The sequence below is a fragment of the Streptomyces sp. NPDC057099 genome (assembly GCF_042671245.1).
Taxonomy (GTDB): domain Bacteria; phylum Actinomycetota; class Actinomycetes; order Streptomycetales; family Streptomycetaceae; genus Streptomyces; species Streptomyces purpurascens.
Window position 1 is genome coordinate 1 of sequence record NZ_JBHUTX010000055.1, and the last position, 23,367, is coordinate 23,367.

Sequence of the window (23,367 nt, forward strand, 5' to 3'; positions counted from 1 at the left end):
GTCGTATGTTCTATTCTGCTGACAGGACCACACGGGGGTGGAGTGGGAATGTCCGAGCACGAACAAGACGGCCAGGAGCGCGAGTTCGACCTCAGATGGGCGGACGACGCCGAGCACAAGGAGCCCTCGGCCCGGGCCCGTATGCTCGCCGCACGCTGGAAGCACAACCCTCCCGGCCCCGTACCGTTCCGCCCCGACCCCGACCACCGGTCGCCCCGCCGCCGCTCACCCGCCCGCCGCTCCCGCTCGTCGTGGATCTCCACAGCCCTGGTGTTCGGCTGTGTGGCAGCGGTGATCGTGCTGCTCGGGTACATCAACTTCCGGGCGCCGTAGCGGGGCCTGCACCGAAAGGGCAGGCCAGGCGGCTGCTAGCGTCCCGGCGCGTGGACGACAGCGTGTATGTGGGCAACGCGGGTGCGGACGCCGTGCTGGACCGTGGGTGGATTCTCGGGCACTTCAAGGACGTCGGGGATCCTCGTCGGAGTGAGGCCGTCGAGGTCAAGTGGGGTGTGCATCCCGAGGGTGACGAGCGGGCGGAGTGGGTGCGGGGTGAGGAGCGGACCGCGTTGCTGGTGCTGATCAGCGGGCGGTTCCGGGTGGAGCTTCCCGGGCGCAGTGTGCTGCTGGAGCGGCAGGGGGACTACGTCGTGTGGGGGCGCGGGGTCGATCACTCCTGGGTGGCGGAGGAGGAGTCGGTGGTGCTGACCGTCCGGTGGCCGTCCGTGCCGGGGTACGCGGTGGGTGCGGAGGGCTGACGCCTTTGCCACTCCTGGGGTCGATCACGACCCGTTCATGGGAGAGGCCGGGTGCACACTGGCAGTGGGACGAGTGCCTGACTGCGGGGTGATGCAGATGCACAGTCGCTTCCGGAGCGACCGGCGGTTGACCACCCGTATGGGGATCACGCTGTTCCTGCTCGGGTTGTTGTACGTGGGGTTCGTCGCGGCGCTGATCGTGCTGCTCAAGTCCTGGGTGCTGGTCGTGGTGGTCGCGGCGGGGCTGCTGGGGGCTCAGTACTGGTTCTCGGACCGGATCGCGCTGTACGCCATGCGCGGGCGGGTCGTGGAGCGGGAGGAGTTTCCCGAGCTGCACGGGGTCGTGGACCGGCTGTGTGCGATCGCGGACATGCCCAAGCCGGTGGTGGCCGTGTCCGATATGGACATGCCGAACGCGTTCGCGACCGGGCGGAACCCCGACCACGCCGTGGTCTGTGTGACGACCGGGCTGCTGCGGCGGCTGGAGCCTGCCGAGCTGGAGGGCGTCCTCGCGCACGAGCTGTCGCATGTGGCGCACAAGGACGTCGCCGTGATCACGGTCGCGTCCTTTCTGGGGGTGATCGCGGGGTTGATCGTGCGATTCGCCTTCTACTCGCAGTTGTTCGGCGGGGCACGCAGGGACCAGAACACGGCGGTGATCTTCGCGGCGGTGATGGGGATCTCCGCGGCCGTGTACGCGCTGAGCTTCCTGCTGATCCGCGCCCTGTCCCGGTACCGGGAACTGGCCGCCGACCGGGCCGCCGCGCTGCTCACCGGCCGGCCCTCGGCGCTGGCCTCGGCCCTCACCAAGGTCTCCGGCGACATCGCCCGCATCCCGACGAAGGACCTGCGCACGGCCCAGGCCTTCAACGCCTTCTACTTCACCCCGGCGCTGGGCCGCGAGCCCGGTGTCGCGCGGCTCTTCTCGACCCACCCGAGCCTGGAGCAGCGTCTCGACCAACTGGGCCGGATCTCCGCCGAGCTGGGCGAGGCGGCGGCACCCGGAGGGGTGTGACATGGGGCTGCTGGACATCCTGCTCGGCCGGACCAAGCCGGTCGTGGCGGATCTCGACCGGCTCTTCGCGCTGCCGTCGGCGGCCGTGACCCTGGAGGCCGCGGCCGGCTTCACCCCGACCGGGCAGGGCGCGGTCTGCTTCGCCACGGTCGAGGGCGCGGCCTTCGAGCAGAGCCACCGCGAGGTGCAGGCCCTGCTGGACGCCGACACCGAGCGCGACGGCCCACCGGTGGAACTGCGGCAGGACGACTACGGCTACTCCTGGCTGGTCTCGCACCGCGCCCCCGACCAGCTGCACGCGCTCGTGAACGACCTGCACGCCGTGAACAGCCAGATGGAGGTCAACGGCTTTGGCCCGCAACTGCTGTGCTCCCTGGCCGGGTTCCGCGACCGGGCCGGCCGACGGCTCGCCCTGGTCTACCTCTACAAGCGCGGCACCTTCTATCCGTTCGCTCCCCTGTCGGGCGGCGGGGCGCAGCGGCGCGACAACGCGCTGGAGCTCCAGGTGCGGTCGGCGCTCGCCGGCGATCTGCGGATCGAGCAGGATCTCGGCCGCTGGTTCCCGGTGTGGGGAGCGCCCGGGCTGTGACCGCCCCTCACGGGCCTGCGCGGCGTGAGTGAATGGCCGTATGAGTGAGCTGGAGTTGACCCCTTTCACGCACACCATCGGCGATGAACGGCTCAGCGGGCTGTCCGGCGGTGCCGTCGCGTCGGCGAGAGCGACCGCCGTGGTCCTGCACGGCGCGGGCAACGGCAGCAAGGAGCGGCTGATACCGCTGCTGTCGGAGTTCGCCGCGCACGGCTGCCACACGCTCGCCTTCGACTTCTCGGGCCACGGGGAGAGCACCGGCCTGCTGCGGGAGCTGAGCCTGCGCCGACGCTTCGAGCAGGCCGTGTCCGTGATCGACGCGCACGCGCCCGGGGACGTACCGCTGGTCCTGGTCGGCTTCAGCATGAGCGGTCAGACGGTCGCCGATCTCGCCCGGCACTACGGGGACCGGGTGGCGGCCCTGGGGCTGTGCGCGCCCGCGGTGTACGCGGCCGAGGCGTGGGACGTGCCGTTCGGGGAGGGTGACGGACCGTTCAGCGAGATCATCCGCCGGCCCGGCAGTTGGCGTACGTCGTCCGCCCTCGACGTGCTGCGGGCGTACGAGGGACGGGCGGTGCTCGCGGTGCCGGGCACGGACGAGGTCATCCCGCCCGCCGTGACGGAGGCCGTCTCGGAGGCCCTGGCCCGGCGCGCCCAGTTCACCCACTGGGAACTTCCCGAGGCGGAGCACCGGTTGGGCCTGTGGTTCCGGGACCGTCCCGACGACCGGCGGGCGTTCGTCACCGCCGTGCTGACCGGGCTCGGCGAGCAGGGCTGGACGGCGACCCGGGCGTGGGTGGCCAAGCAGCTCCCGGAGGGCCGTACGGTCGACAAGTCGTCTTTCCTGAAGGGTGGTTGGAGCGCCCAGATGCGGCGGCTCACTCTCGACGACGGCACCTCCCTCGCCCTGCGGACCTTCGTGAAGCCCTTCTTCCGGCGGCACGCCCCCGGGCTGCTGGCCCGCGAGGCGGACGTGCTCACGCTGCTGGCCGGGCAGGAGGGCGTGCCCGCCCCGGAGCTGATCGGCGTGGACGCGACCGCCGAGCACTGTGACCATCCGTCCCTGTTGATGTCCGTGCTGCCGGGGCGGGTCCGGGTCGACGAGGAGGACCTCGACGCGCGCGTGGAGCTGCTCGCGGCTCAACTGGCCCGGATCCACCGGGTCGTTCCCGAGGAGCGTCCGCGCGCGTACCAGGCGTGGACGTCGCCGGAGGGCGTTCCCCCTGGCTGGGAGCGGGCCGTGGACGTCATCCGCCGCGATCCCCCGCCGTACGAGGGCTGTTTCCTGCACCGGGACTTCCACCCCGGGAACGTGCTGTTCACGGGCTCGGGGGCCGGTCTGCGGATCGGCGGTGTCGTCGACTGGGTGGAGACCTCGTGGGGTCCCGCCGACCTGGATGTCGCCCACTGCTCGACGGCGCTCGCGCTGCTGCACGGCCCGGAGTACGGCCTCGGGTTCCGTGAGCGCTACGAGGCACACGGCGGCCGGCGCCTGGCCGACGGCCCGGACCATCTGTACTGGCGGCTGCTCGACGCCCTGGCCTACGTCCCCGACGCGGCGAAACTGGCGGTCCCTTGGCGGGAGCTGGGGCGGACCGACCTGACGCCGGAGGTGTTGGGCGGGCGTCTGGAGGCGTATGTGACGGGGCTGATGGAACGGTACGTCTGAGGCCGGGGCCGCCTCGGGCTTCGGGGCCTCGGGGCCTCAGGGCCTCAGGGCCTCAGGGCCTCAGGGCCTCGGGGCCTCGGGGTCTCAGGCCCGTACGTACACGCCCGCGCGTGCCGCGGTCGCGGCGGCCTCGGCGGCCCGGTCGGCCGTGGCGCCGTCGAGCCGGCCGCCGCTGATCAGCAGGTGGTAGTAGAGCGGGGCGGAGACGGCGCGGATCACCTCATGCGTGTCGGTGCCCTCGGGCACCTCGCCCCGGTCGACGGCCTGCCGTACGCAGGGAGCCCATTCCCTGACGCGGATGTCGTAGAAGCGCCGCAGCGCCGCGGCCGTCTTGGGGTCGCCGGTGGCGGCGGCGATCAGCGCCTTGAACAGCGGCCCCTGCCGGGGGTCCGTCAGGGTGCGCTGCACCAGCCGGGCGTTGGCCGTGAGGTCGCCGAGGAGCGAGCCGGTCTCGGTGCGGGGGGCGGACTGCTCGGCCATGTCCAGCAGGAGGTCGGCCACCAGCCCGGTGACCGTCGCCCAGCGGCGGTAGACGGTCGTCTTGCCGACTCCGGCGCGGCGGGCGATGTCGGCCAGGTCCAGGCCGGTGAAGCCCTGCTCGGTCAGGGCGTCCTCGGCCGCCCGCAGCACCGCTTCCCGTACCCGCGCCGTGCGCCCTCCCGGCCGCAGGGTCCCCGGCTCGCCTCCGTCAGCCATAACGGCACTCCTGTTCCATTAACCGTCTCGCCCTGCTACCTTAGTGACCACTAACGGAACTACAGACCCGTTAGTGGAGATCGAAAGGGGCCGAGATGGAATACAGGCGACTGGGCGCGTCCGGACTCATGGTTCCCGCGCTGAGCTTCGGAGCCGGCACCTTCGGCGGGCGGGGCCCGCTGTTCGGCGCGTGGGGCACGACCGACGCACAGGAGGCGCGCCGCCTGGTGGACATCTGCCTGGACGCCGGGATCACGATGTTCGACACCGCCGACGTCTACTCCGCCGGCGCCTCCGAGGAGGTGCTGGGGCAGGCGATCAAGGGCCGCCGGGACCAGGTGATCGTCTCCACCAAGACCGGTCTGCCGATGGGGGACGGACCGGGCGACGCGGGTTCCTCCCGCTCCCGTCTGATCACCGCCTGCGAGGACGCCCTGCGCAGACTGGGCACCGACCACATCGACCTGTTCCAGCTCCACGCCTTCGACGCCGGAACGCCGGTCGAAGAAGTGCTGGCCGCGCTCGACACCCTCGTCCAGGCGGGCAAGGTGCGCTACACCGGCGTCTCCAACTTCTCCGGCTGGCAGGTGATGAAGTCCCTCGCGACCGCCGAGCGGCACGGCCGTCCGCGCCATGTCGCCCACCAGGTGTACTACTCCCTCATCGGCCGCGACTACGAGTGGGAGCTCATGCCGCTCGCCCTCGACCAGGGCCTCGGTGCGATCGTCTGGAGCCCGCTCGGCTGGGGGCGCCTCACCGGCAAGGTCCGCCGCGGAGCACCGCTCCCGGCCGGCAGCCGGCTGCACCGCACCGCCGACCAGGGCCCGCCCGTCGCCGACGAGCACCTCTACGCCGTGGTCGACGCGCTGGACGAGATCGCGGAGGAGACGGGCAAGGCCGTGCCGCAGATCGCCCTCAACTGGCTGCTCCAGCGGCCGACCGTGTCCTCCGTCCTCATCGGCGCCCGCGACGAGCGGCAACTGCGCCAGAACCTCGGCGCCGTCGGCTGGAGCCTGACCCCGGACCAGACGGCGAGGCTCGACGCGGCGAGCCACCGCCCGGCGCCGTACCCCTACTTCCCCTACGAACGTCAGGAGGGCTTCGCCCGGCTGAACCCACCGGTGCTCCCCGCGCCGGGAACACCGGTGGACCGGCTTCAGCGCGCGTAGCGCATGAACGCCCGCACCATGTGGCACGTCGTGTCCGACGGCGGGTGGACACCGATCTGCTCGGCCGCGCAGCGGATCGTCTCGTTACGGGCCTGGTTCGGCATGTAGACGCCGGAGTCGAGCAGGGCGATGGCGAGTCGCATCGCCTTGAGGCGACGGTTGTGCGTGACGTACCACTCGCGCGGCCGGCCCGGCGGCAGCGGCCGCTTCTCCACGGGCGCGTACGGCAGGTCGAGCAGGACGGGACGCTTCGCGGTGGACTGGGTGGGCAACGGCTTCGACTTCAGAGCGGCAGCGGGCACAGACATCCTCCTGTCGCGACAGGGCGGCCACCGGAAGTCCTCTGCGACCCCGGCGCCACCCTCGAACACTGCTTATATTCTACCGCCGGGCACTGACAACGGGGAGTCCGCCAAGCGCGGCAAAAGCCCAGGTAAGCAAGGAAATTGGCGCCACGTCACAGCAGGTCCGCGAGGGGCGCCTGAGGTCGGCTGAAAATCGAACAGCGACGGCAGCGCGTACCGTGGGCGCATGGAGATCTGGATCAATCCGGCCTGTTCGAAGTGCCGTAGCGCCGTGTCGCTGCTCGACGCCGAGGGGGCCGACTACACCGTCCGCCGCTACCTGGAGGACGTGCCGAGCGAGGACGAGATCCGTGGCGTTCTCGCGCGCCTCGGTCTCGAGCCGTGGGACATCACGCGCACCCAGGAGGCGGCCGCCAAGGAGCTCGGGCTCAAGGAGTGGCCGCGGGACGCCGGTTCGCGCGACCGGTGGGTCAAGGCGCTCGCCGAGCACCCGAAGCTGATCCAGCGCCCGATCATCACCGCGGACGACGGCACGGCCGTGGTGGGCCGGACGGACGAGGCCGTGCGGGACGCACTGTCGCGCTGACCACCTCTCTTTTCGCATGTGGCGCAGGTCACTTCATTGACTCCTGTAACTGCTGAGTAACCTCGTTCGGTATCTCGTACATAGCGGCGTACGCTCCCCTACCTCTTCAGGAGGCGCGCATGTCGCGTAGGAGAACTCTCGGCCCAACGAAGAAGATCGCGCTGCTGGTGAGCGCGGCGGCGGTGGCGGGAGGCGGGGCCTTCGTCATGGCGAGCACGTCGAACGCCTCGCCGCCGACCACCAGGTCGGCGGCGGAGTCGACGGCCTGCCTGGGACTCGCCACCGCCCTCGGCAACAACGAGAAGTTCATCGCCGACCAGCAGGCCAATCCCGACGCGCAGTCGGAAGCCCGGATCGCCAACCGCGAGGCGGTCATCGAGGAGATCAAGCGGAAGCAGGAGGCGTCGGGGTGCACGGTTGGGGAGTCGGCTCAGGACTCCCAGGCCGCGCAGCCGTCGCAGCCCGCACAGGGCGGTGAACAAGCCGGCGGTGAACAGGCCGGCGGCGAGCAGGCCGGCGGTGGCCAGGACGCGGCCGAGGGCGGCGCCGAGGCTTCGCAGCCCGCGGAGTCCGCACCGGCGGAAGACTCCGGCGGTGGCGCCGCGGCCTCCGGGCAGCAGGTGTGCAACGGCTCCACCGTCACGCTCTCCGGCGAGGGCGGCGCTCCTGCCGCGTCCAGCAACCAGTTCCCGGTCGGCACACAGCTGAAGGTCACCAACCTGGACAACAACAAGTCCACGACGGTGGAGGTCACTTCGGCCTCCGGCAGCTGTGCGCTGCTCAACAACGCGGCCTTCGAACAGGTCCGTGAGCCCGGCAAGTTCCTGATCCGCCGGGCCGTGATCGAGAAGGTGGGGTGATGCCGGACGGCCGAACGGGTCACTGAGGCGCCGGCCCACCCCTCGGCCGCCCCCTCGGTACGTGTCACCGGTCCTGCTGCTCCCGGCCAGGAGCAGCAGGACCGGCACGTCCGGGTCACGCGGGCGCCGGTCACCGGCTTGACGGAGGGAAGCCGGTGACCGCCCCCCTCCCCCGGGCGGAAACGCCCTCTCGGCGCGAAGAACGGCGCGGGCACACCAGGTAACACGGGGTTCACATTCGAGCAATGGCCGGGAAATCGCCTGTTGACAGGCTGCCGGGCAGTTGACGCGGCGCATCGGTGCCGCAGCGCCGCAGCACCCGCGATACGCGCCCAGACACACCCCCGAAGGATGTGGCCCGTGACCTTCAAGGCTGAGTACATCTGGATCGACGGCACCGAGCCGACGGCCAAACTGCGTTCCAAGACCAAGATCATCACGGGCTCGCCCGCCGGTCTCGACGCGCTGCCGATCTGGGGCTTCGACGGGTCGTCCACCAACCAGGCCGAGGGCCACGCCTCGGACTGTGTCCTCAAGCCTGTCTTCACCTGCCCGGACCCGATCCGCGGCGGCGACGACATCCTGGTGCTGTGCGAGGTCCTGAACATCGACCTCACCCCGCACGCCAGCAACACCCGTGCCGCGCTGGCCGAGGTCGCCGAGAAGTTCGCCGCCCAGGAGCCGATCTTCGGCATCGAGCAGGAGTACACGTTCTTCCAGGACGGCTACCCGCTCGGCTTCCCCAAGGGCGGCTTCCCGGCCCCGCAGGGCGGCTACTACTGCGGTGTCGGCGCGGACGAGATCTTCGGCCGTGAGGTCGTCGAGGCGCACCTGGACAACTGCCTGGAGGCGGGTCTCGCCATCTCCGGCATCAACGCCGAGGTCATGCCCGGCCAGTGGGAGTTCCAGGTCGGCCCGGTCTCCCCGCTGGAGGTCTCCGACCACCTGTGGGTGGCCCGCTGGCTGCTCTACCGCACCGCCGAGGACTTCGACGTCGCCGCCACCCTCGACCCGAAGCCGGTCAAGGGCGACTGGAACGGCGCCGGCGCGCACACCAACTTCTCCACCAAGGCGATGCGCGAGACGTACGAGGCGATCATCACCGCCGCCGAGTCCCTCGGCGAGGGCTCCAAGCCGCTCGACCACGTCAAGAACTACGGCGCCGGCATCGACGACCGCCTGACCGGTCTGCACGAGACCGCCCCGTGGAACGAGTACTCCTACGGCGTCTCCAACCGCGGCGCCTCGGTCCGTATCCCCTGGCAGGTCGAGAAGGACGGCAAGGGCTACATCGAGGACCGCCGTCCGAACGCCAACGTCGACCCGTACGTGGTGACCCGCCTGCTCGTCGACACCTGCTGCTCGGCCCTGGAGAAGGCCGGCCAGGTCTGACCGGCACCACCCGGCTCCCGAGGGGGCGCTCACCGCTCGCGGTGGGCGCCCCCTCGCGTTGTCAGTGGGGCATGCCATGGTGGGGCGCATGGAGATCGACGGGGGCCTCGAGGTCAAGGTGAAGACGGAGAGCGGGCGGGCGCACACGCGGATCGCCGCGCGGGAGCTGCGGGAGTCGGTGGAGCGGATCGGCGGGGACGACGACCACTTCCTCATCGTGCAGCGGATACCGGACCGGCCGATGGTCTTCATCCAGACGGCACGCGACGGGGACGGGGCCTACGACCTCCAGCACCGCACGGGGTCCGTTCCGCACCTGTGGGTGACCCGGCTGACCGATCCAGGCCTCGTCGCCGAGGTGATGGTCCGCTGGGCGCGCCAGGAGGACGGCTGGGACACCGGAGTGACCTGGGAGCGCGAGGAGTTCGGGCTGCCCGCCCCTCCGCCCCCGCTCGCCCCCGAGGTCTCGGCGCGGGCCGAGGGGTACGTCCACGAGATGCTCCGGGACGGCTACCTGGACATCGAGACGATGATCCGCGAGACGGTGTACCTGACGCAGGGCAAGGAGGACTCCTCCCCCGTCTCCCCGGCGCAGGCCCGCGAGATCGTCGAGCGGCTGTGGCTGGAGCGCGTCGACGAGCAGGAGTCGTGGAGCGAACCGACCGACCCGGACCGGCTGGAGCGTGCTTTCGCTGCCCTGGACCGCGCCGGCATCGTCGCCCGCGAGGACTTCACCTGCTGCCGCGGCTGCGGCATGGCGGAGATCGGCGCGGAGGCCGACGGCAAGCCGGAGGTGCGGGGATTCGTGTTCTTCCACCACCAGTCCACACGCGGCGCGGCGGAGGGACACGGTCTGTCGCTCTACTACGGCGGATTCGACGGCTCCGAGGAGACGACGAGAGCCGTCGGGCATGAGGTCGTGGCGGCGCTGGCCGCGGCCGGGCTGTCCGCGGAGTGGGACGGTGACCCGGGCAAGGCGATCGATGTCGGGCCCCTGGAGTGGCGGAAGCGCCTGGTGGGATGAGGTTTCGGCATGCCGGCCGGATGTCCGGCATGTGTCCAAGGTGTGAGAGGAGGGTCCCGGCGCGGGGGCCTCTCTGCTTCAATGGGGCCATGGCCAGCTACCAGAAGTACACCGCGACGGGTCGTCATGACCTCGAGCCCTTCTGGCCGTCCCGTCAGGACTACGACTTCGACCGGGTGTGTTGCCGCGCGACGAACGCGCCGGCCCTCTAACGCCGTACACCCCGGCCTTCGGCCAGCGCGAACCGCGTACGTCCTCGGCGACCCCGACCACGAACTCGCGGCCGTCGACCTCTCCGACGAACTCCTCGCGCGAAAGAGCTGACCTCTCATGGCGACCACTCGTTCTCTGTCCACCGCCACCCTCAACACCCCTCCGACGAACAGCGCCCGGCATCGGCTGCGTGCCGTCGACCGGGACGAGGTGGTGACCGTCGCGGATCTGCTGCCGCCGGGTGCCACCTGGCTTCCGGCGCCGCAGCACACGCTGCCCACGCTGCCGGGCCGGCCGCCGATGGTCGGCTATCTGGTGCTCGTCCCGGCCGACCAGCAGCCGCCGTTCCCGGTGGCGGTGCCGGACCGCCCGGAGCCCGTCGCCCCGGAGTCGGGTCCCGAGCCGGGCGGCGAGCAGCTGATCCGCGTCGACACCGTGCAGCGCACCGCCCAGGTGGCCGGCCGGCCGCTCGACCTCACGTATCTGGAGTTCGAGCTGCTCGCCCACCTGGTGGCGCACCCGGGCCGGGTGCACACCAGGGACCAGCTGGTCGGCACGGTGTGGGGCTACGGGCACGTGGGGGACGGCCGTACGGTCGACGTCCATGTCGCCCGGCTGCGCCGCAAGCTGGGCGCGGAGCACCGCGACACCATCCGGACGGTACGCCGGGTCGGCTACAAGTACGTGCCTCCCGTGAGCCACTGAGCCACCGGCCCCATCCGTCTGCTGACGGCAGATCCCCGTTCCGTACCGCCGCCCCACCGGGCAGAGTCAGCGGCATGAGGCTTCTGATGCTGGGTGGTACGGAGTTCGCGGGGCGGGCCGTCGTGGAGGCGGCCCTGGGGCGGGGCTGGGACGTGACCGTCTTCCACCGGGGGCGGCACGAGGTGCTGGAGGGCGCGCGGTCGCTGCTCGGCGACCGCACCGCGCCCGGTGGTCTCGCCGCCCTCGCCGACGACCCGGGCGAGTGGGACGTCGTCGTCGACACCTGGTCGGCGGAGCCCCGCGCGGTGCGGGACACGGCGCGGCTGCTGCGGGGCCGCGCCGGCCGGTACGTGTACGTGTCGAGCTGCTCGGTGTACGCGTGGGCACCGCCCGCCGGGTACGCCGAGGACGCGCCCCTGGTGGAGGGCGCCTCGGCCGACGCGGAGCAGACCGCGTACCCGCAGGACAAGCGCGGCGGTGAACTGGCCGTGCTGGACGCGTTCGGCGAGGACCGGTCGGTGCTCGTCCGGGCCGGGCTGATCCTCGGCCCGTACGAGAACATCGGCCGGCTGCCCTGGTGGCTGGGCCGGATGGCGCGCGGTGGTCCGGTGCTCGCCCCGGGGCCGCGCGAGCTGCCCCTGCAGTACGTGGACGTCCGGGACCTGGCCGAGTGGATCCTGCACGCGGCCGAGCGGGAGCTGAGCGGGCCGTACAACCTGGCCGGTCCGCAGGGGCACGCCACGACGGGCACGCTGCTGGAGGCGTGTGCGCGGGTCACCGGCGGTGCGGCCGAACCGCGGTGGACGGCGCCGGAGGTGATCCTGGAGGCGGGCGTCGAGCCGTGGACCGAGCTGCCGGTGTGGGTGCCGCCGGGCAGCGACCTGCACGACGCGCTGCACAGCGCGGACGTCTCCCGGGCGGTGGAGGCGGGGCTGACCTGCCGGCCCGTGGCGGAGACCGTGGCCGACACCTGGAGCTGGCTCCAGGACATCGGCGGCACGGCGCCCCAGCGGCCGGACCGGCCGCCGGTGGGGCTCGACCCGGAGAAGGAGGCGAAGATGCTCGCAAACGGCGGAGGCGCATGAGGCAGATGAACCACCCCGTGAACCACCGCGCCGCGTCCCGAGGTGTACGTAGCACCACCCCCTGACCGGGTGTCCCGGCCCCGTGACCCCGCACCCCCGCTCGGCGAGACTGACGCCATGACCATCGACACGAAGAGCGGCTACAGGGCAGCGAAGGGGCGGGGCGTCGCGCTCGCCGCGCTACGGGGGCTGGGGGTGGCCCTCGTCTCGTTACCCGGGGCGGTGCTGTGCTTCACCCTGTCCCTGGTGTCCATGGCGCTCATCCCGATCGGCGTCGGGCTCGTCACCACGCCGTACGTGCTGAAGGGGGTGCGGGCGTTCGCGAACTGGCGGCGGGTGCTCGCGGCGGAGTGGGGCGGGGTGCGGATCCCGCCGGCGTACCGGCCGCTGCCGAAGGACGCCAACCCGTGGTCGGCCACGTTCGGGATGCTGCGCGACCCGGCGACCTGGCGGGACCTGATGTGGCTGCCGGTCGACATGACGGCCGGGTTCCTCACCGCGCTGCTGCCGGCCGCGCTGTGGCTGTACCCGCTGGAGGGCTTCGCGCTCGCGGCCGGGCTGTGGCGGGTCTTCCCCGAGGGGTACTGGTACGGGTTCGTCAAGGTCACCGGGCAGGTGTCCGCGTTCGGTGCCGCCGCCCTGGGCCTGGTCCTCCTCTTCTTCGCGCACTTCCTCACCCCGCGGCTGCTGGACGTCCACTTCCGGCTCACCCAGGCCGTCCTGGGCTCCGGCCAGCGCGAACTGGCCGAGCGGGTACGGGTCCTGACCGAGACGCGGCGCGACGCCGTCGACACCTCCGCCGCCGAGCTGCGGCGCATCGAGCGGGACCTGCACGACGGGGCCCAGGCCCGGCTGGTCGCGGTGGGCATGGACCTGGGCACCATCGAGGCGCTCCTCGACAAGGACCCGGCCAGGGCCAAGGAGCTGATCGCGCAGGCCCGCACGTCCTCGGTCGAGGCCCTCGCCGAACTGCGCGAACTGGTGCGCGGCATCCATCCCCCGGTCCTCGCCGAGCGCGGCCTCGGCGACGCGGTACGGGCGCTGGCGCTGCGGCTGCCGGTGACCACCGAGGTGAGCGTGGACCTGCCCGGGCGGGCGGAGGCGCCCGTGGAGTCCGCCGCGTACTTCGCCGTCAGCGAGGTGCTCACCAACGCGGTGAAGCACTCCGGAGCCGACCGGATCTGGGCCGACCTGCACCACGCCGACGGGATGCTGCGGGTGTCCGTCACCGACAACGGCAAGGGAGGTGCGGTGATCGGAGCCGGTTCCGGACTCTCCGGAGTCGAGCGGCGGCTCGGTACATTCGACGGCGTCCTGGCCGTCAGCAGCCCCGCGGGCGGTCCCACCATGGTCACCATGGAGATCCCTTGCGCGTTGTCCTAGCCGAAGACCTCTTCCTGCTGCGCGACGGGCTCGTCCGGCTGCTCGAGGCGCACGACTTCGAGATCGCGGCGGCCGTCGAGTCCGGCCCCGAACTGGCCGCCGCGCTGGCCGAGCTGGAACCGGACGTCGCCGTGGTCGACGTACGCCTGCCGCCCACGCACACCGACGAGGGGCTGCAGTGCGCGCTCGACGCCCGCCGCGAGCGGCCCGGTCTTCCGGTGCTGGTGCTCTCCCAGCACGTGGAGCAGCTCTACGCGCGTGAGTTGCTGGCCGACGGCAGCGGCGGGGTCGGGTATCTGCTGAAGGACCGGGTGTTCGACGCCGAGCAGTTCGTGGACGCCGTACGGCGGGTCGCCGCCGGGGGTACGGCGATGGATCCGCAGGTCATCCAGCAGCTGCTGGCGCGCCGGTCGGGTGACGACCGGCCGCTGGCGCGGCTGACGCCCCGGGAGCGGGAGGTGCTGGAGCTGATGGCGCAGGGCCGGACCAATGCGGCGATCGCCGGCCGGCTGGTGGTGACGGAACGGGCCATCGCCAAGCACACCGCGAACATCTTCGCCAAACTGGGACTGGAGGTCTCGGACGACGACAACCGCCGCGTGCTGGCGGTTCTGGCGTATCTCGACCACGGCCGGTGAAACCGGACTCGCTGGTTCACCGACCGTGGGGGATCAACAACTCCCGGTATGAAATGGGTTGTTGAGAACACAGAGCCCTCACGAATCTCGCATCAATTTCCGGGACCTCTGAACACCCGTGGGACCCCCTGCGTATGGATGGGAGCCGCTTCACTCCTGTCGGGCGCCTCATGCCCCCGAAAAAGGAAGTCAGAGGAGTTCCATGGGACGCAACACAAGAAAACGCCGGACGCCGATGGCCACCAAGGCCATAGCCGCATCGGCGGCCCTAGCGCTCGGTGGGGGCGGGCTGATCTGGGCAAACTTCTATGCCTCGGCGCATGAGGAGAACTCGGCGAACCAGACGAAGTCCGCGGGCGCTCAGGTCGCCACGATCCAGTGCCCGGACGTAGGCCAGAGTCTGACCGACGTGCCGGACGGCGCGCGCAAGGGCGTGGACAAGGAGCTGGCGAACCTCGACAAGCAGATCAGCGAGGCCTACACCCGGCTCGCCTCCACGCGTCAGGCACAGGCCGGTGACTCCGGCTTCGTCAACAACGCCATCCTCGGCCCGCTGAAGTCGAAGCGGACCGCCGCCATCGACCGGATCGGCATCAACATCAAGCGGGTGGGTGGCCAGGCGCCCGGCAACCTCGCCCAGATGGCCGAGTGCCAGGGCATGAACGCCGACGCGAACACCAATGACGGCCAGGCCGGGGGCGGTCAGAACCAGGACGGCCAGAACCAGGACGGTCAGGACCAGGGCCAGAACCAGGACGGCCAGGACCAGGGTCAGGGTCAGGACCAGGGCGGCCAGGACCAGGGCGGTCAGGACAACGGCCAGGACCAGGGCCAGGGCGGCAACGGCGGTCAGGACGGCAACGGCCCGGCGGCCGCGGACTTCGTCAACATCGAGGAAGTCCAGCCGAACTCCCGCAACCTGCCGAACGGTCTGGCGGCGAACGGTGACGGCGGCTCCACGGGCACCTTCACCACGCAGTGCGGCACCAACGAGAACGAGAACCGCAACTCGGACAACGTGATCGTGGCGCCGGGTGTCTCCAACGGTGCCCAGCACCAGCACGACTACGTCGGCAACCAGGCCAACAACGCCTTCGCGAGCGACGAGGACCTGGAGAACGGCGAGACGACCTGCCAGAACCAGGGCGACAAGTCGACGTACTTCTGGCCGGTCATCCGGATCCAGGACGGTTCGGACGACATCGACGCGGGTCAGCCGGGCGGTGGCCAGGACGGCAACGTCGGCAAGATCGTCGAGCCCGCGCAGGCGGAGCTGAAGTTCGTGGGCAACCGCACCAGCGACGTCGTCGCGATGCCGAAGGCCCTGCGGATCATCACCGGTGACGCCAAGTCCCTGACCAACGGCCTGAACAACGCCAACACGTCCTGGACGTGCACCGGCTTCGAGGACCGTCAGGTGACGGACAAGTACCCGATCTGCCCCGAGGGCAGCAGCATGGTCCGCTTGTCCAACTTCCAGAGCTGCTGGGACGGCCAGAACATCGACAGCGCCAACCACCGCACCCACGTGGACTTCGTGGAAGCGGACGGCAGCTGCTCGAACGGCTTCCAGGCCATCCCCCAGCTCCAGGTCCGTCTGGTCTACGACGTCCCGGCGCCGCAGATCAACAATGGACAGGTCCAGAACGCGTTCGCGGTGGACTCCTTCCCGGAGCAGCTGCACAAGCCGATCACGGACCACAACGACTTCATCAACTTCTTCGACGAGAACGTGATGAACGAGATGGTCCAGTGCATCAACAACGGCGAGAACTGCCAGTAGTAGTCGGCCGGTAGTACTCAGCCAGCGGAAAGCCGGCGGTGGGAATTCCCACCGCCGGCTTTCTCACGCTCGGAAGCCGTGCCGGATGTCCTCATGCCACCTTGATGACAACCTTGCCCGAGGCGTGACCGTTCTCGACGGTGGCGAGGGCGGCCGGGGCATCGGAGAGCGGATGGACCGCGGTGGTCACGGGTGCGAGGAGTCCGTCGAGGGCCAGCCGGGCGGACCGCTCCAGGTTCTCGCGGTCGATGCGACGCTCGACGAAACGCCCACCGAGGTCGGGCACGGACATGTCACCCACGGCGATGACCTCGCGGGGATCCCGGGCCAGCGGAGCGACCGCGCGCAGCGAGGTGCCTCCGACCAGGTCGACGATCCCGTCGAAGCCGTCCGGGACCAGCTCGCGTGCCGCGGCGGCGACGTCCTCGGCGGTGTAGTCGACGAACCGCACCCCGATGGCCTCGGCGTGCTCGCGTTTGGCGGTGCTCCCGGTGCCGATCACGCGCAGCTCGCGCCCGACGGCCAGCCGGGCGACGGCGAGGCCGACGCCGCCCCCGACCCCGTTGACCAGGACCGTGGCGCCGGCCGGGAGGCCGAGCTGGTCGAGCACGTCCACCGCGGTCGTCCCGGCCACCGGCAGCGTCGCCGCCATGGTCGCGGACAGACCCTCCGGGATGCGTGCGGTGTTCGGCGCGGACAGCACCGTCGTCTCGGCGTAGGTGCCGCCACCGGTGAGTGCGAAGCCGAAGACCGCGTCACCCACCTCGAGCCCGTCGACGTCCTCGCCCCGGGCGAGAACGGTTCCGGCTGCCTCCATGCCCAGCACGCGGGGAAACGGACGCCCGCCGTCGAACCCGTCGACCAGACCTGAGCGCACCACGTGGTCGAGGGGATTCACGCCGGCGACGTCGACCCGGATCAGCACCTCGCCGCGACCGGGCACCGGATCGGGACGATCGAAGAACTCCTGCACCTCGGGCCCGCCATACCTGCCGAAACCCCACGCCTGCCCCATCTTCCGCCGCCTCCCGTGCGACCGGCCCGGTGATTCCGGGCGTTGCCGCCATCCTCACCTCTGACATCGATGTGAGGGGCAACCGGCTGAGGCGCAGATCACAGCATCAGGCCGACCGCGCCACCGGTTCCGGGCCCGTGGACAGCTCCGCACGGTGTCGGCTGTTGGCACTGATCAGCACGTCGAGTGCATCCCGGGTCTCGATCAGGTGCGCGATGTCGGCGTCGATCCGGTCGCGCTCGCGCATCATCGCCGTGAACGTCTCCTCGGCGACCCCCAGGTCGTCCGGGACGTCCACACACGGCAGCACGGTCGCGATCACCCGGCTGGACATACCCGCGTCGAACAACTGCCGGATGAGCGACACGCGCTGGACCGCGGCACCGGAATAGTGACGCTGCCCCGCGCCGGAGCGTGAGCTGGTCAGCAGGCCCTGCTCTTCGTAGTACCGCAGTGAGCGCGGACTCACGCCCGTGCGCTTGGACAGCTCGCCTATCCGCATCCGGGAGAGCCTACGCCCGCGCGTGCCCCAGGTTCAGCCGCTGTGGCCGCCACCGTCGTGACCGCCCTTGTTGTGGCTGCCGCCGGGGTTCATGTGCTCGGAGCCTTCCTCCATGGTCCCGCCGAGGGTGCTCTGCAGCGCCGTGACCGTCTTCTGCTGGCCCACGGCGACCCACTTGCGGCCGACGAGGTAGTAGCCGCCGTAGTCCTTCGCGCCGTTCAGCCACTCGCGCTGGCCGCGGTCGGTGGAGAAGGTCGCGAGGACGTACTTCTCCTTGCCCTTCTTGCAGAGGGCCTGGCGGATCGTGTCGGCGTCGGTCTGCATGTTCGGCTTGCACTTGGCCTCGGCCGCGATGTGCTCCAGGCTGCCGGTCACTTCCTTCGGCACGGCCGCCTCGTCCTTGCCGCCGGATCCGCAGCCGGCCAGCGCCAGTATCGCCACCGCGCCGCTCAGCGCGAGCATCGGTCGGGTCACCCTCATCTGTTCCTCCGGTCCTTGTCACGGCACGGTCCGGACGCATGCCGCACGGAGCCCCGGCAAGGGCTCTCGCCTTCGATACGGCTGCGGAGCCCCCAGCGCTCAAATTCCGCTGCCTCCGTAGGCACGCCTGTGCGAGGGTGGCACGGTGAACCAGGACTGGGAAGATCGCGTCACCGCGCTGTGGGCCCGCTTCGACGACTACGCCGAAGAGGAAGCGGACGAGGCGCGCTTCCGTGCCGAGGTCGACGCCCTCGTCGCCGAGCTGCCGGACGGCAGCCCGCTCGGGCCGTTCGAGCAGGCCTGCGCCTGGGACTCCACGGGCCGCTCGGACAAGGCGGTCCCGCTGTACCGGGAGGCGCTGCGGCGAGGACTCGCGGACGCCAGCCCCTACAAGGCCCGCCGGACGAAGATCCAGCTGGCCAGCTCGCTGCGGAACATCGGCCGGGCCGAGGAGGGCGTCGCCCTGCTGTCGCCCGAGCTGGTCGCCCCGTCCGACGAGCTGGACGACCCGGTGCGTGCCTGTCTCGCTCTGTGCCTGTCCAGCCTGGGCCGGGACCGTGAGGCGTTGTCCTTGGCCCTGGGCGCGCTGGCCCCGCACCTGCCCCGCTACCAGCGGTCGATGGCGAACTACGCCCGGCTGCTCGTGGAGCCGCAGGAGCAGCCGGGAGTGTGACGCTCCACGGTCAGGTGACCATCCGACCATTCGCTCGTTCTGCTGAACGTGCAGTCACAGGATGTCGCCCAGCGCCCCGCACCCTCCTCCCCCACCGGCCCGGTCGTCGACGTCGAGCAGGCCGAGGCCGCGCTCGTCGAGCACTACCCGCGGCTCGTGCGGCTGGCCTACCTGGTGCTGCCGCCGGGCCTGGGCCGCAGCAGGCGCGTCGTGACCGCACACGCCCTCACCCAGCGCGCACTCCCCCGCAACCGCACACCGGCACCGGTGATCCCGGCCCAGTCGACCGGCCGTGACGGCGACCCCGGCTACGCCCTGGTCCGCCTCCAGGTGCTGCGCACGGCGCTGGAGGCGGGACTGCCGCTCCGGCGCAAGGCATGGCCCAAGCGGTCCCAGCTGCCGCCGCTGCTGCCCCAGGTGTGGGGCCTGAAGCTGTTCCCCCGGTCCGGCGGCGCCGACGAACTCGCCCTGGACCAGCGGCTGTCCACCCTGTCGGGACCGGCCCGGGCCGCCTACGCGCTGCGCGGCCTGGAGCGGCTCGCGGACGACGAGACGCGCGACGTGCTCACGGCGGCGGGTGTCGCCGACCCGGACGGCGCGCTGCTGGAGGCCGGCGGGATTCCCGCGCAGTACGGGCTGCTCGACTCCCCCGAGTTCGACCCCTGCTCGCTCCAGGCCCGGCCCACGGACCTGATGCGGCGCCGCCAGCATCTGAAGGCCGCGCTGGCGGCCGGGGCGGCGCTGCTGGTGTGCGGGGCACTGCTCGGTCTGCCCGGCGAGGGCTGGGGTCCCGACGGCGCCGCCGCACCCCCGTACGCGCGGAACCCGGCCGCCCAGGCCGCCCTGGACCCGGCGAAGCTGACCCGGGTCCCCCCAGCCGCGTGGCAGAGCTCGGCACGCACCGACTTCTCCGTGTGGCCGGCCCGCGGCGACCTCACCGGCGACTCGGCCCTGCTGCGCCGCGCCCTGGCCGTGTGGGCCCGCCCCGGCGAGGCGGTCCAGGTGTCGGCGACGCCCGGCACCCTGTCCGGCGGCCCGGCCGGACCGCCCCAGCTGCTGTACGCGGGGACGGTCGACGCCGCGCGCGTGGTGATCCTCTACGACGGTCTGCGCCTCGCCCGGTACGCAGAGCCCAAGGACGGCACACAGGGCGCCGCCCTCGACTTCGCCCGGGTCGACGGCGCCGGCCGGGCCGAGGCGGGCGCGGTGGTCCTGGGCCGGACCGACGGCAACGTCCGCTATCTGACGGCCCCCTGGGTGTCGAAGGCGGGCGAGCGGGATCTGCTGAAGCCGGGCTCCGGGGCGATGGACCTCGCCCTCACCGACGGGGTGACCGCGCCGCTGGCCAGCCCGGCCCTCAGGTCCGGTCCGTGCACGTCGTGGAATGTGCTGCAACTGGCCGACGGCAAGCGGACCCGGCTGCTGAGCGACCTCGGCGAACTGGTCCCGGCCCGGCTCACCGGCGGCCGGCCCGGCTCGCCGTCGGAGGCGTCCGGCGCGGCGGCGCTGCGCACCTGGCAGCCGTACGCCTGCTCGCTGGGCGCGGTGCGCTCGGCGGGTGTGCGCAGTGTCAACGCCTGGGCGTTCAACGAGCAGCCGCTGCCGGACGCGAGCGGCTCGGCGGCGTGGGTGTGCACCCGGGCCGAGACGTGGCGGGGCGGCGGGGCGCGGGTGCTGGCGCAGTTCCACACGCCGGGCGGGCGGTACGGGGCGGTGGCGGCGAAGGCCGAGAACGTCCCGGCGTGCGGGGCGCGTGATCCGCATGTGCTGGCCGGGGTGCTGTGGAAGTCGGAGGCGGGCACCTGGTACCTGCTGGCCGCGGGCAGCCGCCGGACCGCGTCGATCCGGGCGACGGGCGGGATCAGCGGGTCGGCGCGGGGCAGTCTGCTGACCCTGCGGGGCGAGCAGGGGGCCCGGGCCGAGCTGAAGGGGACGCTGCGGGACGGGCGTTCGCTGGGCGGGCTGCGCTGACCGGGCCGTTCTCGTGCCCGCCCGGTGCACCCGGCTGAACGTCCGCGATCGATCCGGTCCGTTCGAGGCTGGAATCGATCGGTAAGGTGTTCGTATGACTACCGGGGTTCGCCGCAGATTGGGAGTCGAAGAGCGGCGGCAGCAGTTGATCGGCGTCGCCCTCGAACTGTTCAGCCGCCGCTCGCCCGACCAGGTCTCCATCGACGAGATAGCGTCGGCCGCGGGCATTTCGCGGCCGTTGGTCTATCACTACTTTCCCGGCAAACTCAGCCTGTACGAGGCGGCGTTGCAGCGGGCGGCGGACGAACTCGCGGCCCGCTTCGTGGAGCCGCACGAGGGTCCGCTGGGAGCGCGGCTGCATCGCGTGATGGGCCGCTACTTCGACTTCGTGGACGAGCACGGGCCGGGTTTCTCCGCCCTCATGCGGGGCGGACCCGCGGTCGGCTCCTCGACGACCAACGCGCTCGTCGACTCCGTACGGCAGGCCGCGTATGTCCAGATCCTTTCGCACCTGGGCGTGACCGATCCGCCCGCGCGGCTGGAGCTGGTCGTCCGTTCCTGGATCTCGCTCGCCGAGTCGACGGCGCTGATCTGGCTGGACGGCCGGCGCATCCCGCGGGAGGAGCTGGAGAGCCAGCTCGTGCACGACTTCGCCGCGCTGGCCTCCGTGAGCGCCGCCTACGACCAGGAGATGGGCGCCCTGCTGCGCCGCATCTTCAAGGAGGAGCCGGCCGACGGCCCGTTCGCCGATCTGGCCGGCCGGCTCCTGACGCTGGCGACCTGAGGCCGCTCAGCCCTCGAACTTCCGGTAGGAGGCGTCCAGGTCGCGCACCTCGGCGGAGGCGTGCAGCACGATCCCGTCGGCGGTCTTCACATGGGTGCGCAGCAACTCCAGCGCGGCTTCGGTGAGCCGGGCCTTGGTCTCCTCGGTCCGGCCGGCGAGCAGCGCGATGTGGACGTGCACATGCGCGTGTCCCTCGGTGTCGGGCCCGACCACGACGTCCTCGGTCGGGCGGAACCGGCTCTTGCACGCCGGCGGCTTGGCGGCCGCGATGTCGACGGTCGCCTCGTGCAGCGCCTTGGCGAATCCGGTCCGGTCGAAGCCGTCCGCGAGGTCGGCGGAATAGTCGACGGTGATCTGCGGCATCGGTGACTCCTGGTCTGGGCGGGCAACGGGGTCACCCTAACCGCAGGGCCAGCAGGGCGATGTCGTCCTCCGGGTCGTGGCCGAAGCAGCCCAGGAGCACGTCGCAGAGGGTGTCCAGGCCGGTGGGGGCGTCGGCGGCGGCTGTGCGGAGTTGCTCCAGGGAGGTGTCCAGGGGGATGCCGCGGGTTTCGATGAGGCCGTCGGTGACCATGAGCAGGCGGTCGGCGGGGGTCAGGTGGTGCTCGGTCGGCGGAGGGCGTTCCAGGCCCAGGCCGAGCAGCGGACCGCACGCGTCGACGTACTCCGCGCCGCCCCCGTCGCGCAGGATCAGCGGCGGGATGTGACCGGCGTTGGCGATCCGCACCCGGCCGCTGCCGGGGTCGACCAGGGCCAGGCACACGGTGGCCGTGATGTCGGGGTGGTAGCGCTGGAGCATCCGGTCGAGCCGCCCGGCCAGCACGACCGGGTCGCTCTCGTCCACACAGTAGGCGCGCAACGCGTGCCGTATCTCGACCATGACGGTGGCGGCGTCCAGCGAGTGCCCGACGACGTCGCCGACCGCGGTGAGGACGCCGTCGCCGGTGCGCAGGGCGGCGTAGAAGTCGCCGCCGATCTCGGCCTGCCGGGAGGCGGGCACGTAGCGGACCTCGATGTCGACGCCGGGCAGGTGGGGCAGCTTGTGCGGCCGGGGCAGGAAGCTGTGCTGGAGGGTGAGGGCGACGTGCCGCTCCACCTGGTACAGCAGCAGCGGTTCGGCGGCGAGCGCGGCGGCCTGGGCGAGCCGGGCGAGCAGCCCGTCGTCCGCCGGGCCGCTGATCGCCGTACGCCGTACGGGCGTGGCCAGGCACACGGCCGTACGACCGTCCTGGGCGGTCGCCACGGTCAGCAGGGCGTCCTCCTCGACGCCCGGCCGGAAGATCCCGGCCGGCCACAGCGGCGCGGGGACGACGGCGCTGTGCACACCCGTACGGCCCTCCGCGAGCCGGGCGGCCAGCCGGGCCGCCGCCTGGTGCGCGCCGCTGTCCGCCGGTGCGGGGCGGCTGCGGGCCGTGCCCTCGTAGGGCTCGCCGTCCGGGGCGATCACGAACACCACGGCGGGCGAGCCGGTGAGGCGTGCGGCGCCGTCGGCGGCCGCGGTGGCGAGTTCCCGGGGGCAGCGCGCCGTCTGCACCGTGATGACGGCCTCGGACAGCAGGGTCAGCCGGTGGACGACGGTCTCGGCGCCCGCGGTGCGGCGCGCTCCGCGCACCGCGGCCCGGACGACGGCCTGGATCTCCAGGGGTTCGGCGGGCACGGTCAGATAGGCGTCGCCGCCCGCGTCAAGACCCCGGCAGCGGTCGCCGGGCGCGGTCCGGGCTGCCGAGAAGTGCACGACGGGCAGGGCGGCCATGGGCGGCAGGGCCCGGAGCCGACGGCACAGTTCGAAGCCGCTCATGTCCGGCAACCCCACGTCGACGAGGGCCACGTCGGGCAGGGTGCCGTCGCGCAGCCGGACGTCGAGTTCGACCAGCGCCTCGCCGCCGCTGGCGACGGGCACCACCCGGTGGCCGGCCCGGCTCAGCACCGCGCCCATGGCGTACCGGCTGGCCGCGACGTCGTCCACGACCAGCACGGTGGTGCCGGGGATGTGCTGCGTGCCGTTGCCGTCCATCTCGAGGAGCACCTCGGGGCCTGCGTGGGGGTGCGGACCGTCGGTCGCGGCCCGCACCGTC

General features: G+C 71.9%; 26 protein-coding genes. 19 read left to right on the forward strand and 7 right to left on the reverse strand.

What is annotated here, in order from left to right; genetic code table 11:
* Positions 1-48: 48 nt before the first annotated feature.
* The 5 genes from ACFT4A_RS37045 (at position 49) to ACFT4A_RS37065 (ending at position 4,028) form a co-directional block, all read left to right on the forward strand.
* Positions 49-333, forward strand: a complete 285-nt coding sequence (locus ACFT4A_RS37045; protein ID WP_382839534.1) for a hypothetical protein — start codon at positions 49-51, stop codon at positions 331-333.
* A gap of 50 nt (positions 334-383) precedes the next feature.
* Positions 384-755 (forward strand): signal peptidase I, encoded by a 372-nt coding sequence (locus ACFT4A_RS37050; RefSeq protein WP_382839537.1) that lies wholly within the window; start codon positions 384-386, stop codon positions 753-755.
* Positions 756-852: 97 nt separating this feature from the next.
* Positions 853-1,770: a zinc metalloprotease HtpX gene (gene htpX, locus ACFT4A_RS37055; protein ID WP_382839540.1), complete on the forward strand. Its 918-nt coding sequence runs from the start codon at positions 853-855 to the stop codon at positions 1,768-1,770.
* 1 nt (position 1,771) lies between these two features.
* The gene (locus ACFT4A_RS37060) at positions 1,772-2,359 is read left to right on the forward strand and encodes a hypothetical protein (protein ID WP_382839543.1); all 588 of its coding nucleotides are present in this window, start codon (positions 1,772-1,774) and stop codon (positions 2,357-2,359) included.
* 40 nt (positions 2,360-2,399) lie between these two features.
* On the forward strand, positions 2,400-4,028 hold the full coding sequence (locus ACFT4A_RS37065; protein WP_382839546.1) for an alpha/beta fold hydrolase: 1,629 nt from the start codon (positions 2,400-2,402) through the stop codon (positions 4,026-4,028).
* Between the two features lie 84 nt (positions 4,029-4,112).
* Here the strand turns inward: ACFT4A_RS37065 and ACFT4A_RS37070 are convergent, their stop codons facing one another.
* Entirely contained in the window at positions 4,113-4,724 is a 612-nt protein-coding gene (locus ACFT4A_RS37070; protein WP_382839548.1) for a TetR/AcrR family transcriptional regulator, read from the reverse strand.
* A gap of 95 nt (positions 4,725-4,819) precedes the next feature.
* On the opposite strand from ACFT4A_RS37070, the gene ACFT4A_RS37075 reads away from it, so the two are divergent.
* Positions 4,820-5,893, forward strand: coding sequence for an aldo/keto reductase (locus tag ACFT4A_RS37075; RefSeq protein ID WP_382839551.1), 1,074 nt, complete (start codon positions 4,820-4,822; stop codon positions 5,891-5,893).
* Here ACFT4A_RS37075 and ACFT4A_RS37080 read toward each other — a convergent pair.
* The gene (locus ACFT4A_RS37080; RefSeq protein WP_382839553.1) at positions 5,881-6,195 is read right to left on the reverse strand and encodes a hypothetical protein; all 315 of its coding nucleotides are present in this window, start codon (positions 6,193-6,195) and stop codon (positions 5,881-5,883) included. The genes ACFT4A_RS37075 and ACFT4A_RS37080 overlap by 13 nt on opposite strands.
* 229 nt (positions 6,196-6,424) lie before the next feature.
* Between ACFT4A_RS37080 and ACFT4A_RS37085 the strand changes: the two genes are divergently transcribed.
* The 10 genes from ACFT4A_RS37085 to ACFT4A_RS37130 all read left to right on the forward strand — a co-directional run bounded on the left by ACFT4A_RS37085 (position 6,425) and on the right by ACFT4A_RS37130 (position 15,867).
* Entirely contained in the window at positions 6,425-6,784 is a 360-nt protein-coding gene (locus tag ACFT4A_RS37085) for an arsenate reductase family protein (protein WP_382839556.1), read from the forward strand.
* A gap of 119 nt (positions 6,785-6,903) precedes the next feature.
* Positions 6,904-7,644, forward strand: coding sequence for a hypothetical protein (locus tag ACFT4A_RS37090; RefSeq protein ID WP_382839559.1), 741 nt, complete (start codon positions 6,904-6,906; stop codon positions 7,642-7,644).
* 360 nt (positions 7,645-8,004) lie between these two features.
* Positions 8,005-9,036: a glutamine synthetase gene (glnII, locus tag ACFT4A_RS37095; RefSeq protein WP_382839561.1), complete on the forward strand. Its 1,032-nt coding sequence runs from the start codon at positions 8,005-8,007 to the stop codon at positions 9,034-9,036.
* Between the two features lie 88 nt (positions 9,037-9,124).
* Positions 9,125-10,060: a DUF6891 domain-containing protein gene (locus ACFT4A_RS37100; RefSeq protein ID WP_382839563.1), complete on the forward strand. Its 936-nt coding sequence runs from the start codon at positions 9,125-9,127 to the stop codon at positions 10,058-10,060.
* 89 nt (positions 10,061-10,149) lie between these two features.
* The gene (locus ACFT4A_RS37105) at positions 10,150-10,272 is read left to right on the forward strand and encodes a hypothetical protein (RefSeq protein ID WP_255961307.1); all 123 of its coding nucleotides are present in this window, start codon (positions 10,150-10,152) and stop codon (positions 10,270-10,272) included.
* A gap of 118 nt (positions 10,273-10,390) precedes the next feature.
* Positions 10,391-10,978: a winged helix-turn-helix domain-containing protein gene (locus ACFT4A_RS37110; RefSeq protein ID WP_382839565.1), complete on the forward strand. Its 588-nt coding sequence runs from the start codon at positions 10,391-10,393 to the stop codon at positions 10,976-10,978.
* Positions 10,979-11,052: 74 nt separating this feature from the next.
* The gene (locus ACFT4A_RS37115) at positions 11,053-12,063 is read left to right on the forward strand and encodes an SDR family oxidoreductase (RefSeq protein WP_382839568.1); all 1,011 of its coding nucleotides are present in this window, start codon (positions 11,053-11,055) and stop codon (positions 12,061-12,063) included.
* Positions 12,064-12,180: 117 nt separating this feature from the next.
* Positions 12,181-13,446, forward strand: coding sequence for a sensor histidine kinase (locus tag ACFT4A_RS37120; protein ID WP_382839570.1), 1,266 nt, complete (start codon positions 12,181-12,183; stop codon positions 13,444-13,446).
* Complete coding sequence (locus ACFT4A_RS37125; RefSeq protein ID WP_382839573.1) at positions 13,431-14,084, forward strand: LuxR C-terminal-related transcriptional regulator; 654 nt, start codon at positions 13,431-13,433, stop codon at positions 14,082-14,084. The genes ACFT4A_RS37120 and ACFT4A_RS37125 overlap by 16 nt, the downstream gene beginning before the upstream one ends.
* A 202-nt stretch (positions 14,085-14,286) precedes the next feature.
* Positions 14,287-15,867, forward strand: a complete 1,581-nt coding sequence (locus tag ACFT4A_RS37130) for a DUF1996 domain-containing protein (RefSeq protein WP_382839576.1) — start codon at positions 14,287-14,289, stop codon at positions 15,865-15,867.
* A gap of 91 nt (positions 15,868-15,958) precedes the next feature.
* On the opposite strand, the gene ACFT4A_RS37135 is transcribed toward ACFT4A_RS37130, so the two are convergent.
* From ACFT4A_RS37135 to ACFT4A_RS37145, 3 genes are all read right to left on the reverse strand, one after another.
* Positions 15,959-16,882: an NADP-dependent oxidoreductase gene (locus tag ACFT4A_RS37135; protein ID WP_382839579.1), complete on the reverse strand. Its 924-nt coding sequence runs from the start codon at positions 16,880-16,882 to the stop codon at positions 15,959-15,961.
* Between the two features lie 106 nt (positions 16,883-16,988).
* Positions 16,989-17,384: a MerR family transcriptional regulator gene (locus tag ACFT4A_RS37140; protein WP_382839582.1), complete on the reverse strand. Its 396-nt coding sequence runs from the start codon at positions 17,382-17,384 to the stop codon at positions 16,989-16,991.
* A 33-nt stretch (positions 17,385-17,417) separates the two neighbouring features.
* A complete protein-coding gene (locus ACFT4A_RS37145) occupies positions 17,418-17,864 on the reverse strand; it encodes a hypothetical protein (protein WP_382839585.1) in 447 nt (148 codons plus the stop codon).
* 145 nt (positions 17,865-18,009) lie between these two features.
* On the opposite strand from ACFT4A_RS37145, the gene ACFT4A_RS37150 reads away from it, so the two are divergent.
* The 3 genes from ACFT4A_RS37150 (at position 18,010) to ACFT4A_RS37160 (ending at position 21,292) form a co-directional block, all read left to right on the forward strand.
* The gene (locus ACFT4A_RS37150; RefSeq protein ID WP_382839587.1) at positions 18,010-18,537 is read left to right on the forward strand and encodes a tetratricopeptide repeat protein; all 528 of its coding nucleotides are present in this window, start codon (positions 18,010-18,012) and stop codon (positions 18,535-18,537) included.
* Positions 18,538-18,585: 48 nt separating this feature from the next.
* Positions 18,586-20,508, forward strand: a complete 1,923-nt coding sequence (locus ACFT4A_RS37155; protein WP_382839590.1) for a hypothetical protein — start codon at positions 18,586-18,588, stop codon at positions 20,506-20,508.
* A gap of 94 nt (positions 20,509-20,602) precedes the next feature.
* Positions 20,603-21,292, forward strand: coding sequence for a TetR/AcrR family transcriptional regulator (locus ACFT4A_RS37160; protein ID WP_382839592.1), 690 nt, complete (start codon positions 20,603-20,605; stop codon positions 21,290-21,292).
* A 6-nt stretch (positions 21,293-21,298) separates the two neighbouring features.
* Here ACFT4A_RS37160 and ACFT4A_RS37165 read toward each other — a convergent pair whose 3' ends face one another.
* Entirely contained in the window at positions 21,299-21,655 is a 357-nt protein-coding gene (locus ACFT4A_RS37165) for a 5-carboxymethyl-2-hydroxymuconate Delta-isomerase (RefSeq protein WP_382839595.1), read from the reverse strand.
* Between the two features lie 31 nt (positions 21,656-21,686).
* Entirely contained in the window at positions 21,687-23,306 is a 1,620-nt protein-coding gene (locus ACFT4A_RS37170; RefSeq protein ID WP_382839646.1) for a SpoIIE family protein phosphatase, read from the reverse strand.
* Between the last annotated feature and the right edge of the window lie 61 nt (positions 23,307-23,367).

Excerpts from the sequence above, each read along its gene's own strand:
- ACFT4A_RS37045 (WP_382839534.1), top strand. The coding sequence starts at position 49 with ATGTCCGAGCACGAACAAGACGGCCAGGAGCGCGAGTTCGACCTCAGA.
- ACFT4A_RS37085 (WP_382839556.1), top strand. The coding sequence starts at position 6,425 with ATGGAGATCTGGATCAATCCGGCCTGTTCGAAGTGCCGTAGCGCCGTG.
- ACFT4A_RS37090 (WP_382839559.1), top strand. The coding sequence starts at position 6,904 with ATGTCGCGTAGGAGAACTCTCGGCCCAACGAAGAAGATCGCGCTGCTG.
- ACFT4A_RS37060 (WP_382839543.1), top strand. The coding sequence starts at position 1,772 with ATGGGGCTGCTGGACATCCTGCTCGGCCGGACCAAGCCGGTCGTGGCG.
- ACFT4A_RS37070 (WP_382839548.1), bottom strand. The coding sequence starts at position 4,724 with ATGGCTGACGGAGGCGAGCCGGGGACCCTGCGGCCGGGAGGGCGCACG.
- htpX (WP_382839540.1), top strand. The coding sequence starts at position 853 with ATGCACAGTCGCTTCCGGAGCGACCGGCGGTTGACCACCCGTATGGGG.
- ACFT4A_RS37105 (WP_255961307.1), top strand. The coding sequence starts at position 10,150 with ATGGCCAGCTACCAGAAGTACACCGCGACGGGTCGTCATGACCTCGAG.
- ACFT4A_RS37160 (WP_382839592.1), top strand. The coding sequence starts at position 20,603 with ATGACTACCGGGGTTCGCCGCAGATTGGGAGTCGAAGAGCGGCGGCAG.
- ACFT4A_RS37165 (WP_382839595.1), bottom strand. The coding sequence starts at position 21,655 with ATGCCGCAGATCACCGTCGACTATTCCGCCGACCTCGCGGACGGCTTC.
- ACFT4A_RS37135 (WP_382839579.1), bottom strand. The coding sequence starts at position 16,882 with ATGGGGCAGGCGTGGGGTTTCGGCAGGTATGGCGGGCCCGAGGTGCAG.
- ACFT4A_RS37110 (WP_382839565.1), top strand. The coding sequence starts at position 10,391 with ATGGCGACCACTCGTTCTCTGTCCACCGCCACCCTCAACACCCCTCCG.
- ACFT4A_RS37100 (WP_382839563.1), top strand. The coding sequence starts at position 9,125 with ATGGAGATCGACGGGGGCCTCGAGGTCAAGGTGAAGACGGAGAGCGGG.
- ACFT4A_RS37130 (WP_382839576.1), top strand. The coding sequence starts at position 14,287 with ATGGGACGCAACACAAGAAAACGCCGGACGCCGATGGCCACCAAGGCC.
- ACFT4A_RS37115 (WP_382839568.1), top strand. The coding sequence starts at position 11,053 with ATGAGGCTTCTGATGCTGGGTGGTACGGAGTTCGCGGGGCGGGCCGTC.
- ACFT4A_RS37075 (WP_382839551.1), top strand. The coding sequence starts at position 4,820 with ATGGAATACAGGCGACTGGGCGCGTCCGGACTCATGGTTCCCGCGCTG.
- ACFT4A_RS37120 (WP_382839570.1), top strand. The coding sequence starts at position 12,181 with ATGACCATCGACACGAAGAGCGGCTACAGGGCAGCGAAGGGGCGGGGC.
- ACFT4A_RS37145 (WP_382839585.1), bottom strand. The coding sequence starts at position 17,864 with ATGAGGGTGACCCGACCGATGCTCGCGCTGAGCGGCGCGGTGGCGATA.
- ACFT4A_RS37140 (WP_382839582.1), bottom strand. The coding sequence starts at position 17,384 with ATGCGGATAGGCGAGCTGTCCAAGCGCACGGGCGTGAGTCCGCGCTCA.
- ACFT4A_RS37065 (WP_382839546.1), top strand. The coding sequence starts at position 2,400 with ATGAGTGAGCTGGAGTTGACCCCTTTCACGCACACCATCGGCGATGAA.
- ACFT4A_RS37170 (WP_382839646.1), bottom strand. The coding sequence starts at position 23,306 with ATGGACGGCAACGGCACGCAGCACATCCCCGGCACCACCGTGCTGGTC.